Genomic DNA, 14,612 nt, shown 5'->3' with positions numbered 1-14,612 from the left:
CAGGCGGGTGGGCGGACCGAACACGTGAGGGCGCGTCAGAGGGCGCGTTCGCTGTTCGGGGGCGGGTTCTCGATGGGGTGGGTCAGACGGGCCGCCGACCGGATCGTGGCGCGGGCTTCGTGCTCGGTGAGGCCGGTGTGGACGGCCGCCGTCGTCAGGGCCTCGGTGAGGGAGTCGCCGAGGCCGTTCTCGTAGGCGCGACAGGCCGCCCAGAAGAGGCGCGTGTTGCGTTGGCCCTCGTGGGCCGTGCGGACGAAGTGGACCAGGCCGCGACCGTGGGTGCGGTGGTGGCGGGGGTTGTGGCTGTGGTCGTTTCTGTGGCCGAGGTCTTCGTCGTGACCGGCGCCTGGGGCGTGTGGGTCCGCTGGGTCCTGCTGCCGGCGGGGGCGTGGTGCCGGGGCTGCGATCAGGGCCAGGAGGGGGCGGGGGCAGGGGGCCGCGTCCAGGTGTTCGCTGCCCGGTGCCAGTCGGTACGCGCCCCTGGCGGTCACCGAGCCCGGCCCCACCAGGTAGCCGCCGGCGCCACGGATGTCGATGCCGGGGGCGAGGCGGCTCGCCGAGTTCGGGACGACCACGTCCGGCGGGCCGGTCAGCCACAGGTGGCGCCCGCCGCTCGGGGTGAGCACGGTGATCGTCGGCGGCAGCGTGAAGAGGTGCTCCAGCGCGAGGTGGCGCAGCTCCGCCGTGACGTCCGCGTCTACGTCCACGGGCGCGCCCGCGTGCTTGACGTCCAGGTCGACGCCGATCAGGTGGTGCGGCGGGCGCCCGCACGCGATGCCGTAACCGGTGGCCCAGGGGGCGGCCGCGAACAGTGCCCGCACCCCCGCGAGGTCGGTGGTCGCGTCGTGCACCCCGTGCCCGGGACGGCCGCACCCCCCGTGGCAGGCGACCGGGTGCGGGTCGTCCCGGTGGGGGGAGCGCAGGGCGGGGAGCTTGGTGGCGGACAGGGGGATGACGGGAAGCCCCCGCTCTGCCGCGGACAGCGCGTGGGCGAGGGCCAGGGTGGCGGAGCGCCGGTCGGAGGTGGCCATACGAACATCTTCGTACACTTGTTCGAAGAAGGGAAGGGGGCGAGGTGCGGAGAAGGATTGGCTGAAAATCTGCCGGAACGCTTCGCCCCGTGCGGCGGCCCGGCTCCGGTGGCCCGAGGACGCCCTCATGGGGGTGAGCTGCGCCTGTGGGGTCATGAAGGTGGTTTATCGACTTGTCCTCACGCTTGAGGGGGAATCGGCCGCTGAGGGGTGGTTCGCCGGGGATTGTGTGGGCAACTCTGGAGTCGCGACGTCGAGCACAACGACCGGGGCGGTCGGCCAACTGCCTTGGACACAGCCGTACTTCAAGACTTCAGTGCCTCCGCACCTCGGTGCTCCGGCGCTTCACAGCTCAGCTCAGCTCAGCTCACGGAGGAAAAGACATGGCAAGCATCCGTACCGCCCGCGTTCTCGCCGCCGCCGCCGCGCTGCCCCTGGCAGCCGCACTCTTCACCGGCGTGGCCCAGGCCGACAATGGTGGCTTCGCGGACGACGGATCGAACACGAGCGTCGCCTCCGTCATCGGCAGCGGCGTGGGTGGCGACAACTACGGCAACTCGACCACCACGCAGCAGGTGGCCACCGGCTCCGGTGCCTCCAACCAGAACAACACCGCGAGCGTGAACGGATCCGCGTTCACCAACATCGAGCAGTCGAACGCGACGGTGAACTTCTACCACTGGTGGTTCTAGCCCCCCAGTAGGGGACCGGCCCGACGGGGGGAACGACCGCGGGGTGAAGGGCGGCCCGCGTGACGGTGCTTCGGCGCCGCCGCGCGGGCCGCTTCCGTGTGGGCGTGGGCGTGGGCGTCCGCGTGCGTGGGTGTGCGGGTGTGGGTGCGTGGGTGTGCGGGTGTGCGTGGGCGTCCGCGTGTGCGTGCGCGGGTGGGCGTGGGCGTCCACCGCTACGCCTGCGTCTGTGTGGGCGGGTGGGCGTGGGTGTGGGCGTCTGCGTGTGCGCGGTGCAGTGGGGTGGTGGTCCGTGACCTTGACAGGCTCCCCTTTTCTGACGGACAGTCAGAAATCTTAGTCGTACCCCCGGGAGGCCGTCGCCGTGCACCTCGCCCCGACCGAGCGGCAGCTCCGGCTGCGCGCCGAACTCCGCGCGTACTTCCACGACGTGATGCCCGACGGCCCCCCGCCCTCCGCCGACACCGCCGCACAGCGCGCCCTGCTCCGCAGGATCGGCAGGGACGGCATGCTCGGGCTCGGCTGGCCGCAGGAGTACGGAGGCCAGGGCCGCGGCCCCGACGAGCAGTTCGTCTTCTTCGACGAGGCCTACCGGGCCGGCGCGCCCGTCTCCATGGTCACGCTCAACACCGTCGGACCGACCCTGATGAAGTACGGAACCGAGGAGCAGAAGGCGTACTTCCTGCCCCGGATCCTGCGCGGCGAGACCGTCTTCGCCATCGGCTACAGCGAGCCGGAGGCCGGTACCGACCTGGCCTCGCTCCGTACGAAGGCGGTACGCGACGGACGGGACAGGCGGGGCGGGGGAGATGGGCGGCTCGCACCGATCGCGCAGCCCGAACAGCCCGCACAGCCCGCACAGCCCGAACAGCCCGCACAGCCCGCCCCGGACCCGCCGGACCCGCCGGACCGGGCCGAAGGCGGCGGTGGCTCCTGGCTCATCGACGGGCAGAAGATCTTCACCTCCAACGCCCAGAACGCCGACTGGATCTGGCTCGCCTGCCGCACCGACCCCGAGGCCCCCCGCCACCGCGGCATCTCCATCCTCCTGGTCCCCACGGACGCCCCCGGCTTCTCGTGGACCCCGATCGAGACGGTCGGCGGGCTGACGACGACGGCGACGTACTACGACGGCATCCGCGTCCCCGCCGGCAACCTGGTCGGGGAGGAGAACGGCGGCTGGGGGCTCATCACCAACCAGCTCAACCACGAACGGGTCGCCCTCGCCGCGATCGGCATGCAGGCCGAGGACTTCTACGCGGCGGCGCTCCGCCGCGCGCACACCCCCGATCCGGTCACGGGGCGGCGGCGCATCGACGAACCCTGGATACGGATCCGGGCCGCCGAGGCCCATGCCCGACTCGCGGCGACGCGCCTGCTCAACTGGCGTCTGGTGGCGGACGTGGGGGCGGGCCGGCTCGCCCCCGGAGACGCGAGCGGGGTGAAGTTCGCGGGCACCGAGTCGGCGGTGGAGGTGTACCGCATCTGCCAGGAGATCGCGGGCGCGGCGGGCCTGGTGAGGGCCGGGTCGCGGGGCGAGTTCGACGGCGGTGAGCTGGAGCGGATGAACCGCGCGGCGCAGATCAACACCTTCGGGGGCGGAGTGAGCGAGGTGCAGCGCGAGATCGTCGCGACGATGCGGCTCGGGATGAAGGGGAGGGGGCGGCGATGACGGAGTACGGACATCGTGGTGACACGGCCGCCGTACCCGACGAAGGCCGCGGCGGCAGCCTCGGCGCGGACGTTCTGCACCGGCGGCTGAAGGCGTACGAAGGGCAGCCCGCCGCCACCGCTGCCGCCGGCAAGGACCTCGTCAACGAGCCCATGATCCGGCACTGGTGCGAAGCCATGGGCGACACCGACCCGGCCTACCGGGGGCCGGACGCGGTCGCGCCGCCCACCATGCTCCAGGCGTGGACGATGGGCGGCCTCTCCGGCCACACCGACCGCTCCGGGGCGTACGACGCGCTGCTCACGCTCCTCGACGAGGCCGGCTGCACGTCCGTCGTCGCCACCGACTGCGAGCAGGAGTACCTGCGGCCGCTGCGGCCGGGCGACGCGATCACCTTCGACGCGGTGATCGAATCGGTGTCGGCGCGCAAGGCCACCAAGCTCGGGACCGGCTACTTCGTCACGACCCGGATGGACATCCACGCCGACGGCGAACTGGCGGGGACCCACCGCTTCCGCATTCTCAAGTACGCACCGGTGGAGGCGAAGCAGCCGGTGGCGAGGAGGCAGACGGCGACGACGCGGACGAACGCATCGACCGCCACACCGAGTGCGACGGCGACGGCTACACCGACCGCGAAGGTGACGGCCAAACCGACCGCTACACCGACCGCGAAGCCGACGGCCAAACCGACCGCGAAGCCGACGGCCACACCGACCGCGACGGCGACGGCGGCACCGACTGCGACGGCGACGGCGGCACCGACCGCGACGGCGACGGCGGCACCGACCGCGAAGCCGACGGCCACACCCGCATCGGCCCCAAGCCCCGCGCCCCGGCGGCCCCGCCCGGTGATCAACCGGGACAACGCCGGGTTCTGGGAGGGTGTCGGCGCGCACCGGCTGCTCGTCCAGCGCTGCACCGGCTGCGCGACCCTCCGCTTCCCCTGGCTGCCGGGGTGCGGCGCGTGCGGGGCGCAGGAGTGGGACACCGTCGAGGCGGACGGCGCCGGGACGGTCTTCTCGTACGTCGTGATGCACCACCCGCCCTTCCCCGCCTTCGACCCGCCCTACGCCGTCGCACTGATCGAACTGACCGAAGGCGTGCGGATGATCAGCAACGTGGTCGGGGTGCCGTACGACAAGGTCCGGATCGGCATGCCGGTCCGGCTGGAGTTCCTCCGCGTGGACGAGGACCTGGAGCTGCCCGTGTTCCGGGCGCAGGACGGCGGGGAGGGCTGACATGGACTTCACGCCCACGGAGGAGCAGGCCGCGGCCCAGGAGCTGGCGGCGCGGATCTTCGGCGATCTCGCCACGCACGAGCGGCTCGCGGCCGTCGGCACCGGCACGGACGCCGAGCTGTGGAAGGCCCTGTGCGCGGCCGGACTGCCCGGCGCGGTCGAGGAGATCGGGCTGCTCGGCCTGGTGTTGCTCGCGGAGGAGCAGGGGCGTACGACGGCGCAGGTGCCGTTCGCCGCGAGCTGCGTCTACGGCCTCCTCGCCGTCGCACGGCACGGTACGGAGGAGCAGCGGGAGCGGCTGCTGCCGGGCCTGCGCGACGGTACGGCGGTGGTGACCGGCGCCTTCCCGCCCACCGGACGTGTACGGGTGGGAGCGGACGGCCTGCTCACGGGCACGGTGGCGTGGGTGCCCTGGCTCAGGGACGCCACCCACGTCCTCGTACCGGACCTGGAGGCAGCGCTCTGGCTCGTCCCGATCGCGGACGCCTCCGCTGCCGAGCCCGTCGGTCGCGGGGGTCCCTTGGGTCGCGTGGGTCCCGTGGATCGCGTCGATCCCGCGGTCCGCGTCGATCCCGCGGTCCGCGTCGAGTCCGTCGAGCTCACCGCGCCCTGGGCCGCCGGTCGGCTGGTCCTCGACGGGGCGCGCGGGGAGCGGCTCGGTGGCGGCGAGGGAGGTCACCCGGACCCGTGCGCCGACGTCCTCGCCATGGCACGGGTCGTCTTCGCGGGACTTCAGGCCGGGGTCTGCGCCGGGTCGCTGGCCCGGGCCGTGGCGTACACCTCGGTACGGGAGCAGTTCGGGCGCCCGCTCTCCACCCACCAGGCCGTCCAGCTCCGGGCCGCCGACGCCCACATGGACACCGAGGCGATCAGGGTGACCGCCTACGAGGCCGCCTGGCGGCACGACCAGGGTCTGCCGGTCGCCGAACACGCGCTGACCGCCGCCTGGTGGGCGTCGGAGGCGGGGAAGCGGGTCGTTCACGCGGGCCAGCACCTGCACGGCGGCATGGGGGCCGATCTGGAGCACCCCGTCCACCGGCACTTCCTCTGGGGCCGGCAGCTCGACGCGTATCTCGGCTGCGGCACCGAACTCCTCGCCGAACTGGGCGACCTGCTCGCGAACGGAGAGCCCGTATGAAGCCCGTCGAGGCCGGGGACGCACTGGCGCCGCTGATCGTCCCGATCACCCGCACACTGATCGTCGCGGGGGCCGTCGCCTCCCGGGACTACCAGGACGTGCACCACGACGCGGAGCTGGCGCGGGCGAAGGGCTCCCCCGACATCTTCATGAACATCCTGACGACCAACGGCCTGGTGGGGCGGTACATCACCGACCGACTGGGCCCGGGCGCGGTGCTGCGCAAGGTGGCGATACGGCTCGGTGCGCCCAACTACCCGGGAGACACCATGACGTTGACAGGGACGGTCACCGAGGTCGACGGAGCCACCGTCCAGGTCCGGGTGGTCGGCGCCAACGGGCTCGGTCACCACGTCACCGGCACGGTGACAGTGTCGACTCCGTCTCCGACCCCGACTCCATCTCCGACCTCGACTCCGTCTCCGACCCCGACTCCATCTCCGACCCCGACCCCGACCCCGACCCCGACTCCGTCTCCGACCTCGACCCCGACTCCGATGCCGGTAACGCCCCCGGTGGCGCTTCCAGTGGCGCTTCCGGTGTCGACGCCGCCGAAAGGAGCGGAAGCATGAGCATCCGGACAGCCGATCGGCTCGGCGGTCGCGCTGCCATCGCCGGGATCGGCGCGACCGAGTTCTCCAAGGACTCCGGCCGCAGCGAGCTCAAGCTCGCCGTGGAGGCGGTGGGCGCGGCGCTCGACGACGCCGGTCTGACCCCGGCCGACGTCGACGGCATGGTCACCTTCACCATGGACACCAACCCCGAGATCACCGTCGCCCAGGCGGCCGGCATCGGCGAGCTGTCCTTCTTCTCCCGCGTCCACTACGGGGGCGGGGCCGCCTGCGCCACCGTCCAGCAGGCCGCCCTCGCCGTCGCAGCCGGGGTCGCCGACGTCGTCGTCTGCTACCGGGCGTTCAACGAACGCTCCGGGCGTCGCTTCGGCTCGGGCGTCCAGCAGCGGGAGCCCTCCGCCGAGGGCGCCGCCCTCGGCTGGCAGCTCCCCTACGGGCTGCTCACGCCGGCCTCCTGGGTCGCCATGATCGCCCAGCGGTACCTCCACACCTACGGGCTCACCCCGGACGCCTTCGGTCACGTCGCCGTCACCGACCGCCGATGGGCCGCCACCAACCCCGCCGCGTACTTCCACGGCAAACCGATCACGCTCGCCGACCACGCCGCGTCGCGCTGGATCGTCGAGCCGCTGCGGCTCCTCGACTGCTGCCAGGAGACCGACGGCGGGCAGGCGATCGTCGTCACCTCCCCCGAGCGCGCCCGTGACCTGCGCCATCCGCCCGCGGTGATCGTCGCCGCCGCGCAGGGAGCGGGCCGCGCCCAGGAGGCGATGACCAGCTTCTACCGCGACGACCTGACCGGCCTGCCCGAGATGGGCGTGGTGGCCAGGCAGCTGTGGCAGACCTCCGGGCTCACTCCCGGCGACATCGACGTCGGCATCCTCTACGACCACTTCACCCCGTTCGTCCTCATGCAGCTGGAGGAGTTCGGGTTCTGCGGCCCTGGGGAGGCGGCCGACTTCGTCGCGGCGGACGCGCTGCCGCTGAACACGCACGGCGGCCAGCTGGGAGAGGCGTACCTGCACGGGATGAACGGCATCGCGGAGGCGGTACGCCAGGTGCGGGGCACGTCCGTGAACCAGATACCCGGCGCGGCCAGGACCCTGATCACGGCGGGAACCGGAGTCCCGACGTCCGGCCTGATCCTGGCGGCGGAGGGCTGAGGCGGGACGCGGCGACGCCCTGGGGCGGGACGCGGCGACGCCCTGGGGCGGGGACACGGCCGACGCGGGAGGACCCTGACGCGGCGGCCGTCCGCCCTCCACCTTCAGGAGGTCCAGCGGTCCCCACCCCTACAACCTGAGGGGGACTGCGGTTCGGGACCTGGGGCCGATCCGCCGCCGGGGTACCCGCTCCTAGCGTGGAGCCATGACTCCGCCACCTTCCGGCCCCGTCTGCGTCGGCGCCTCCACGGCCGCCGCCGGCTACGCGTCGACCGCCACCGCCGGCTTCCCGTCCGCCGCCGCCACTGCCGGCTACGCGTCGACCGCCACCGCCGGCTACGGGTCGGCCACCGCCGCTCGCCATCCCTCGCCCACCGCCGGCTACCCGTCGTTCTCCTCCTACGTGCGGGCCCGCGGTCCCGTGCTGCTGCGCACCGCGCGCTCGCTGACCGCGAACCCGTCGGACGCCGAGGACCTGCTGCAGACAGCGCTGACCAAGACGTTCGTGGCGTGGGAGCGGATCGAGGACCACCGTGCCCTGGACGGCTACGTACGACGTGCGCTGCTGAACACCCGTACGTCCCAGTGGCGCAAGCGCAAGGTCGACGAGTTCGCGTGCGAGGAGCTGCCGGAGCCGACCGGGCTGCCCGAGCCGGACCCGGCCGAACGGCAGGTGCTGCACGACGCCATGTGGCGTGCGGTGATGAAGCTCCCCGAACGCCAGCGGGCGATGGTCGTCCTGCGGTACTACGAGGACCTCAGTGAGGCGCAGACGGCCGAGGTGCTCGGCGTGTCGATCGGTACGGTCAAGAGCGCGGTGTCGCGGGCACTGGGCAAGCTCCGCGAGGACCCGGAGCTGACCCCGGTCCGCTGACCCCGACCCCGGTCCGCTGACCCCGACCCCGGTCCGCTGACCCCGACCCCGGTCCGCTGACCCCGACCCCGGTCCGCTGACCCCGACCCTGGTCCGCTGACCGCGCAATACGGACGGCCCAGGGTCCCTCCCCAGGTTCCGTGACCGTCGTCCGATCGCCCTTGCCAGCGATCACTGGCAATCTCCGTACTCCCGGGTAGTGACATACCGCGCGGTACGTGCGCAGAATCTGCACACCCTTACTGCCACGTAGCGCCCACCGGGAGGACGCCGTGCTGAGCACCATGCAGGACGTACAGCTGACTGTGACTCGCATCCTGAACCACGGGACGACGATCCACGGGAAGTCCCTCATCACCACCTGGACCGGGGAGTCCGAGCCGCACCGTCAGACCTTCGCGGAGACGGGTGCCCGCGCGACCCAGCTGGCGAACGCCCTGCGCGACGAACTCGGAGTGACCGGCGACGAGCGGGTGGCCACGCTCATGTGGAACAACTCGTTCCATGTCGAGGCGTACTTCGCCATCCCCTCCATGGGCGCCGTCCTCCACACCCTCAACCTGCGGCTTCCCTCCGAGCAGCTGGTCTTCATCGTCAACCACGCCGCCGACCGCGTGGTCCTGGTCAACGGTTCGCTGCTGCCCCTCCTCGCCCCGCTCCTCCCGCACCTGCCGACCATCGAGCACATCGTGGTCGCGGGCCCTGGCGACCGTTCCGTCCTCGACGGCGTGACGCCCCGCGTGCACGACTACGAGGAGCTGATCGCGGGCCGTCCCACCACCTTCGACTGGCCCGAGCTGGACGAGCGTTCGGCCGCGGCCATGTGCTACACCTCCGGGACCACGGGCGACCCCAAGGGCGTCGTGTACTCCCACCGGTCGATCTACCTGCACTCCATGCAGGTGAACATGGCCGAGTCGATGGGCCTCACCGACCGCGACACGACCCTGGTCGTCGTCCCGCAGTTCCACGTCAACGCCTGGGGCCTGCCCCACGCCACCTTCATGACCGGCATCAACATGCTCATGCCGGACCGCTTCCTCCAGCCGGCGCCGCTCGCCGAGATGATCGAGCGCGAGAAGCCGAGTCACGCCGCCGCCGTCCCCACCATCTGGCAGGGCCTGCTCGCCGAGGTCACCGCCCACCCCCGCGACCTCTCCTCCATGCGCCAGGTCACCATCGGCGGCGCCGCCTGCCCGCCCTCCCTCATGGAGGCGTACGACCGTCTCGGCGTACGCCTCTGCCACGCCTGGGGCATGACGGAGACCTCCCCGCTCGGCACCATGGCCCACCCGCCGGCGGGTCTGTCGGGCGAGGAGGAGTGGCCGTACCGCGTCACGCAGGGCCGCTTCCCGGCGGGCGTCGAGGCCCGCCTGGTCGGCCCCGCCGGCGAACGGCTGCCCTGGGACGGCGAGTCGGCCGGTGAGCTGGAGGTACGCGGCTCCTGGATCGCGGGCTCGTACTTCGGCGGCATCGACGGCGAGCCGGTTCGCCCGGCGGACAAGTTCAGCGAGGACGGCTGGCTGAAGACCGGCGACGTCGGCGTGATCAGCCCGGACGGCTACCTCACCCTCACCGACCGCGCCAAGGACGTCATCAAGTCCGGCGGCGAGTGGATCTCGTCGGTAGAGCTGGAGAACGCGATCATGGCGCACCCGGAGGTCGCCGAGGCGGCCGTCGTGGCCGTCCCGGACGAGAAGTGGGGCGAGCGCCCGCTGGCGACCGTCGTCCTCAAGGAGGGCTCGACGGCCGACTACGAGACGCTGAAGGCGTTCCTCGGCGAGTCGATCGCCAAGTGGCAGCTGCCGGAGCGCTGGGCGATCGTGCAGGCGGTGCCGAAGACGAGCGTCGGGAAGTTCGACAAGAAGGTGATCCGCAAGCAGTACGCGGCGGGCGAGCTGGACGTCACGGAGGTCTGACGCCGCCCGCAGAGACCATGAACGAGCCCGGGCTTCCCCTACGAACCCCGGGCTCGTCCGCGCGGGGCGGTCCGGGCGACTCCCGCACGGCCCCTACGGGTCGGCGAGACCCGGACGGACGACCCTAAGGCCGCCCAGATCGCTACGGCTGCCTAGTTCGTGCCGATCTTCGCGAGCAGGTCGACGATGCGCTGCTGGACCTCGGGGCTGGTCGACCGTTCGGCCAGGAAGAGGACCGTCTCGCCCGACGACAGCGTCGGCAGCTCCTCCTCGTCGAGCCCCGCGGAGGTGTAGACGACGAGCGGGGTGCGGTTGAGCTGCCCGTTCGCGCGCAGCCAGTCGATGATCCCGGCCCGGCGGCGACGCACCTGCATCAGGTCCATCACCACCAGGTTCGGCCGGATCTGGGCGGCCAGCGTGACGGCGTCGCTGTCGGCCGCCGCCCGCGCCACCTGCATCCCGCGCCGCTCCAGGGTCGCGGCGAGCGCCTGCGCGATGTCCTCGTTCTCCTCGATGAGCAGCACGCGCGACGGGTGTTGCTCGCTGTCCCGGGGTGCCAGCGCCTTGAGGAGTACGGCGGGATCGGCGCCGTACGCCGCTTCCCGGGTCGCCTGCCCGAGCCCGGCCGCGAGCAGCACCGGCACCTCGGCGGCGACGGCGGCCTGGCGGAGCGACTGGAGCGCGGTACGGGTGATGGGCCCGGTCAGCGGGTCGACGAAGAGCGCGGCCGGGAAGGCGGCGATCTGGGCGTCGACCTCCTCGCGGGAGTGGACGATCACCGGACGGTAGCCCCGGTCGCTCAGCGCCTGCTGGGTCGAGACGTCCGGCGCGGGCCAGACGAGGAGCCGACGCGGGTTGTCCAGGGGCTCCGGGGGCAGCTCGTCGTCGACGGGCCGGGGCGGCGGCTGGTTGGCCACCTCGACGGCACCGCCAGGACCGTCGAGCGGCTCGGGGCCTTCGGCGGAGCCCTCGGCGGGTGCTCCTATCGCGTACGCGCGCCCTTCGGGGGAGGCCGGGTTCAGCTTGGTCTGCGGGTGCGGCTTGGCGGCGGACTCGGCCGGCGCCGCAGGGGCGCCGGGCGTGGCGAGTGGCCCTGTGGGCGTCGCGGACGCGGGGGCCGGACGGTCACCCTCGGGCGGGGTGGCGAGCTTGCGCCGCCGCCCGGAACCGTTGGTGGCGGCGGTCTGTCCGGTGCCCGGGTGCAGGCCCTGCCCGGCGTGATGCGCGTGTCCGGAGTGACCGGTCCGGCCCCCCTGTTGGGGCTGGCCGGTCTGCCCGGTCTGCCCGGTCTGAGCGTTCTGCTGGATCTGCCCGGCCTGCTGGGCGAAGGGCACGCCCTGTCCGAGCGTCCGCACGCTGAACGCGCGCCCGCCCAGCGAACCGTCCTTCGGCGCGGGGGCGGTGGGCGCAGCGGGGGGCGTCGCCGGTGCGGGCATCTCCGGCGGCAGCGGTACCGAGCCGGTACGGGGGCCGGTGTCCGTGCCGGTACGGGCGCCGGCGCCGGCGCCGGAGTTCATCCCCGTACCCGGACCCGCACCCATACCCGGACCAGTAACCGGACCCGTGCCCGTCCCGCTGGTGGTCTCCTGCGGCCCGCCCGGGTTGCGGCGGCGGCCGGTCGGCTCGGGGAGCGGGTGCGGCTGCGGCGGTGTGTGGTCGGCGTCCGGCGCGGACCGTACGGCGTCGTGCCGACCCTCGTCGTCCACGGTCATCGGCATGGGCATGGGCACCGACACCGGCATGGGCATGGCCATCGGGGTCGGCGTGGGCAGGGGGGAGGGACCTTCCGGGCCACGGTCGGCGTCGGCCGGCGGCAGCGCGAAGGGTGTACGCGGCCCGGCCTCGGCGGCCGCGTTCCGCTCCTGCGCCGCCAGCGCACGGCGAGACCGCCGTCCGCTCGGCCGGCGCTCCGCGTCCTCGCCGCCCGATGCGGCGGGCAGGGCGCGAGCGAGGGCGTGGGAGTCGCCGTGGGCGCCCTGGGCAGGTACGGGCACACCCCCCGGAGGCACGGCGTCGCCGAGCGCGGCCCGGCCCTGCGCACCCTCGGCGGCGGTCACGACGGAACCCTCGGCGGGCCGCCCACGCCGACGCCCGGTCGGCTCGACGCCACCAGGCGCACCAGTGGCGTCAGCAGCCCCAGGAATCCCAGGAATCCCAGCAGCACCAGGAGCACTAGAAGCACTAGAAGCACCAGGAGCACTGGAAGCACCGGCAGCGCTAGAAGCACCAGGAGCACCAGGAGCGCCAAGGCCCGCACCGGTCGGTCCGGAGTTCTGGGCGGGGATCAGCTCGGCGGGCCCGGCCTGGGCCTCCTCCGTACGCCCACGGCGCCGCCCGGTCGGCTCGACGGCCGCACCGGCACCCGCCGTACCGGTACCGGCGCCGACGACCGCCGAACCCGTACCGGCACCGGCACCCGTACCGCCACCGGAGTCCGCACCCCCGCCCATCGGGCTGTCCAGGAAGGCGTCGGTGGACGCGCGCCGGGCGCGTCGTCGGCCGCCTCCGTTCGTGTCCGAGGCCTGCGCGGGCAGGGCGAGGGCCGTCCCTCCGGGCGACGAGGGCGGGGTCTCCGGTTCCACCACCGGCGGAGGCGCGATCGTGCCCCTCCCGGTGCCGAGCGGCACCTCGAGGACGTACGCGCTGCCGCTCATCCCCGGTACCTCGTGCGTCTGCACGACACCGCCGTGCGCCGCCACGATGCCCCGCACGATGGGCTGGTGGACGGGGTCGCCCCCGGCGTAAGGGCCCCGGACCTCGATCCGTACGACCTCACCGCGCTGCGCCGCGGCCACCACGATCGTCGAGTCGGCGTACCCCGCGCCCGGTACGACGCGTGCCTTGCCGGTCGAGTCGACTCCGGCCACGTCCGCGACGAGGTGCGCGAGCGCGGTCGCGAGGCGGCCGGCGTCCACCTCGGCCTCGATCGGCGGGGCGTGCACGGCGAACTGCGCCCGGCCGGGCCCGATGAGCTCCACCGCTCCGTCGACACCCGCCGTGACGACCCCGTCGAGCAGGACGACGGACGTGGCGAGCGCCTCGGTCCCGGCGTTCAACCGCTGGTAGCCGAGGACGTTGTCGACGAGCGTGGTCATCCGGGCGTAGCCGGCGGCCAGGTGGTGCAGGAGCTGGTTGGCCTCGGGCCACAGCTGCCCGGCGTCGTCGGCGGCGAGGGTGGAGAGCTCGTTGCGCAGCTCCTCCAGCGGCCCGCGCAGCGACTCACCGAGGACGGCCGTCAGCTGCTCGTGCCGGGCGGCGAGAGAGGCGTACCGCTCCTTCTCCTCCGTGGCCCGCTCCTCCTGGCTCCGCCTCAGCTCGGCGAGTTCGGCGGCGTGCTGGTCGGCGAGCGCGGTGAGCTCGGCGGTGTGCTCGTCGGTGAGCTGCTCGTACGGCCGGCGGTCGGTGAAGGTCATCACCGCGCCGACGAGCTGGTCCCCGTCCCGTACCGGAGCGGTGGTGAGGTCGACCGGGACCTGGGAGCCGTTCTTCGACCACAGGACCTGCCCGCGGACCCGGTGCTTGCGCCCGGACTTGAGGGTGTCGGCGAGCGGCGAGCCCTCGTACGGGAACGGTTCGCCGTCCGCCCGCGAGTGCAGGATCAGCGGGTGCAGCTCCTTGCCGCCGAGATCGCTGGCGCGGTAGCCGAGGATCTGTGCGGCGGCGGGATTGACGAGGACGACCCGGCCGTCGGTGTCCGTGCCGACGACGCCCTCGGAGGCGGCGCGCAGGATCATCTCGGTCTGGCGCTGGGAGCGGGCGAGTTCGGCCTCGGTGTCGAGCGTGCCGGTGAGATCGCGGACGACGAGCATGAGCAGCTCGTCGCCGGTGTAGGAGGTGTACGAGTCGTAGGCCTCGCGGCCGTCCTCCAGGCTGGCGCTGGTCACCTCGACGGCGAACTCGCTGCCGTCGGTGCGGCGGGCGATCATCCGGGTGGGCTTCGTGCGGCCGCGTTCGTCGGCGCCTTCGGGGCGCCGCATGGAGCCGGGGATCAGCCGCGAGTCGAAGCTCGGCAGCAGATCGAGCAACCCGCGTCCGACGAGCGCGGTGCCGGGGGTCTCGAACATGCCGAGGGCGATGGTGTTGGCGTTGACGACCGTGCCGTTGCAGTTGACGAGCACGAGGCCGTCGGGAAGGGCGTCAAGTATGGCTGCGAGGCGAGCAGCGCCTCGGGATGGCCTGCTGCTCACGACGACGCTTCCTCCCTGACCCACTACCTTGCCCGGCTGGCCGGCCCGCCCCATCTTGCCCTCCGGGCCGCAGCCTGTCACTGAGGGGAGTCTAAGGGCTGCTCCGGCGGGAGCGCGGGGCGGTCG

General features: G+C 73.2%; 9 protein-coding genes and 1 pseudogene. 8 read left to right on the top strand and 2 right to left on the bottom strand.

The window, feature by feature from the left end:
• Window positions 1-35 precede the first annotated feature (35 nt).
• A complete protein-coding gene (locus tag ACIPPS_RS19585) occupies window positions 36-1,031 on the bottom strand; it encodes a bifunctional DNA primase/polymerase (protein ID WP_401433463.1) in 996 nt (331 codons plus the stop codon).
• 383 nt (window positions 1,032-1,414) lie between these two features.
• Here ACIPPS_RS19585 and ACIPPS_RS19580 point away from each other — a divergent pair, with 383 nt between their 5' ends.
• From ACIPPS_RS19580 to ACIPPS_RS19545, 8 genes and pseudogenes are all read left to right on the top strand, one after another.
• On the top strand, window positions 1,415-1,723 hold the full coding sequence (locus ACIPPS_RS19580) for a hypothetical protein (RefSeq protein WP_401433460.1): 309 nt from the start codon (window positions 1,415-1,417) through the stop codon (window positions 1,721-1,723).
• Between the two features lie 361 nt (window positions 1,724-2,084).
• A complete protein-coding gene (locus ACIPPS_RS19575; RefSeq protein ID WP_401433457.1) occupies window positions 2,085-3,392 on the top strand; it encodes an acyl-CoA dehydrogenase family protein in 1,308 nt (435 codons plus the stop codon).
• Complete coding sequence (locus ACIPPS_RS19570; RefSeq protein ID WP_401433454.1) at window positions 3,389-4,633, top strand: bifunctional MaoC family dehydratase N-terminal/OB-fold nucleic acid binding domain-containing protein; 1,245 nt, start codon at window positions 3,389-3,391, stop codon at window positions 4,631-4,633. The genes ACIPPS_RS19575 and ACIPPS_RS19570 overlap by 4 nt, the downstream gene beginning before the upstream one ends.
• A gap of 1 nt (window position 4,634) precedes the next feature.
• The gene (locus ACIPPS_RS19565; protein WP_401433451.1) at window positions 4,635-5,771 is read left to right on the top strand and encodes an acyl-CoA dehydrogenase family protein; all 1,137 of its coding nucleotides are present in this window, start codon (window positions 4,635-4,637) and stop codon (window positions 5,769-5,771) included.
• Window positions 5,768-6,154 (top strand): annotated as a pseudogene (locus ACIPPS_RS19560) (MaoC family dehydratase); the annotation flags it as partial. The gene ACIPPS_RS19565 and the pseudogene ACIPPS_RS19560, both read left to right, overlap by 4 nt.
• 185 nt (window positions 6,155-6,339) lie before the next feature.
• Entirely contained in the window at window positions 6,340-7,506 is a 1,167-nt protein-coding gene (locus ACIPPS_RS19555; RefSeq protein ID WP_401433448.1) for a lipid-transfer protein, read from the top strand.
• A 205-nt stretch (window positions 7,507-7,711) separates the two neighbouring features.
• A complete protein-coding gene (locus ACIPPS_RS19550) occupies window positions 7,712-8,380 on the top strand; it encodes a SigE family RNA polymerase sigma factor (protein WP_401433445.1) in 669 nt (222 codons plus the stop codon).
• Window positions 8,381-8,652: 272 nt separating this feature from the next.
• Window positions 8,653-10,299 carry a long-chain fatty acid--CoA ligase gene (locus ACIPPS_RS19545; protein ID WP_401433443.1) on the top strand — a complete coding sequence of 549 codons (1,647 nt, stop codon included), beginning with the start codon at window positions 8,653-8,655 and terminating at the stop codon, window positions 10,297-10,299.
• Window positions 10,300-10,451: 152 nt separating this feature from the next.
• Here the strand turns inward: ACIPPS_RS19545 and ACIPPS_RS19540 are convergent, their stop codons facing one another.
• Window positions 10,452-14,486, bottom strand: a complete 4,035-nt coding sequence (locus ACIPPS_RS19540; protein ID WP_401433440.1) for a PAS domain-containing protein — start codon at window positions 14,484-14,486, stop codon at window positions 10,452-10,454.
• Window positions 14,487-14,612 lie beyond the last annotated feature (126 nt).

Source organism: Streptomyces sp. NPDC090127 (assembly GCF_044746945.1).
Lineage (GTDB): Bacteria > Actinomycetota > Actinomycetes > Streptomycetales > Streptomycetaceae > Streptomyces.
This window is presented reverse-complemented; position numbering and strand designations above follow the sequence as displayed.

What these genes read in the sequence shown, in the direction of transcription:
- ACIPPS_RS19555 (WP_401433448.1), top strand. Translation starts at nt 6,340, where the DNA reads ATGAGCATCCGGACAGCCGATCGGCTCGGCGGTCGCGCTGCCATCGCC.
- ACIPPS_RS19570 (WP_401433454.1), top strand. Translation starts at nt 3,389, where the DNA reads ATGACGGAGTACGGACATCGTGGTGACACGGCCGCCGTACCCGACGAA.
- ACIPPS_RS19565 (WP_401433451.1), top strand. Translation starts at nt 4,635, where the DNA reads ATGGACTTCACGCCCACGGAGGAGCAGGCCGCGGCCCAGGAGCTGGCG.
- ACIPPS_RS19580 (WP_401433460.1), top strand. Translation starts at nt 1,415, where the DNA reads ATGGCAAGCATCCGTACCGCCCGCGTTCTCGCCGCCGCCGCCGCGCTG.
- ACIPPS_RS19585 (WP_401433463.1), bottom strand. Translation starts at nt 1,031, where the DNA reads ATGGCCACCTCCGACCGGCGCTCCGCCACCCTGGCCCTCGCCCACGCG.
- ACIPPS_RS19550 (WP_401433445.1), top strand. Translation starts at nt 7,712, where the DNA reads ATGACTCCGCCACCTTCCGGCCCCGTCTGCGTCGGCGCCTCCACGGCC.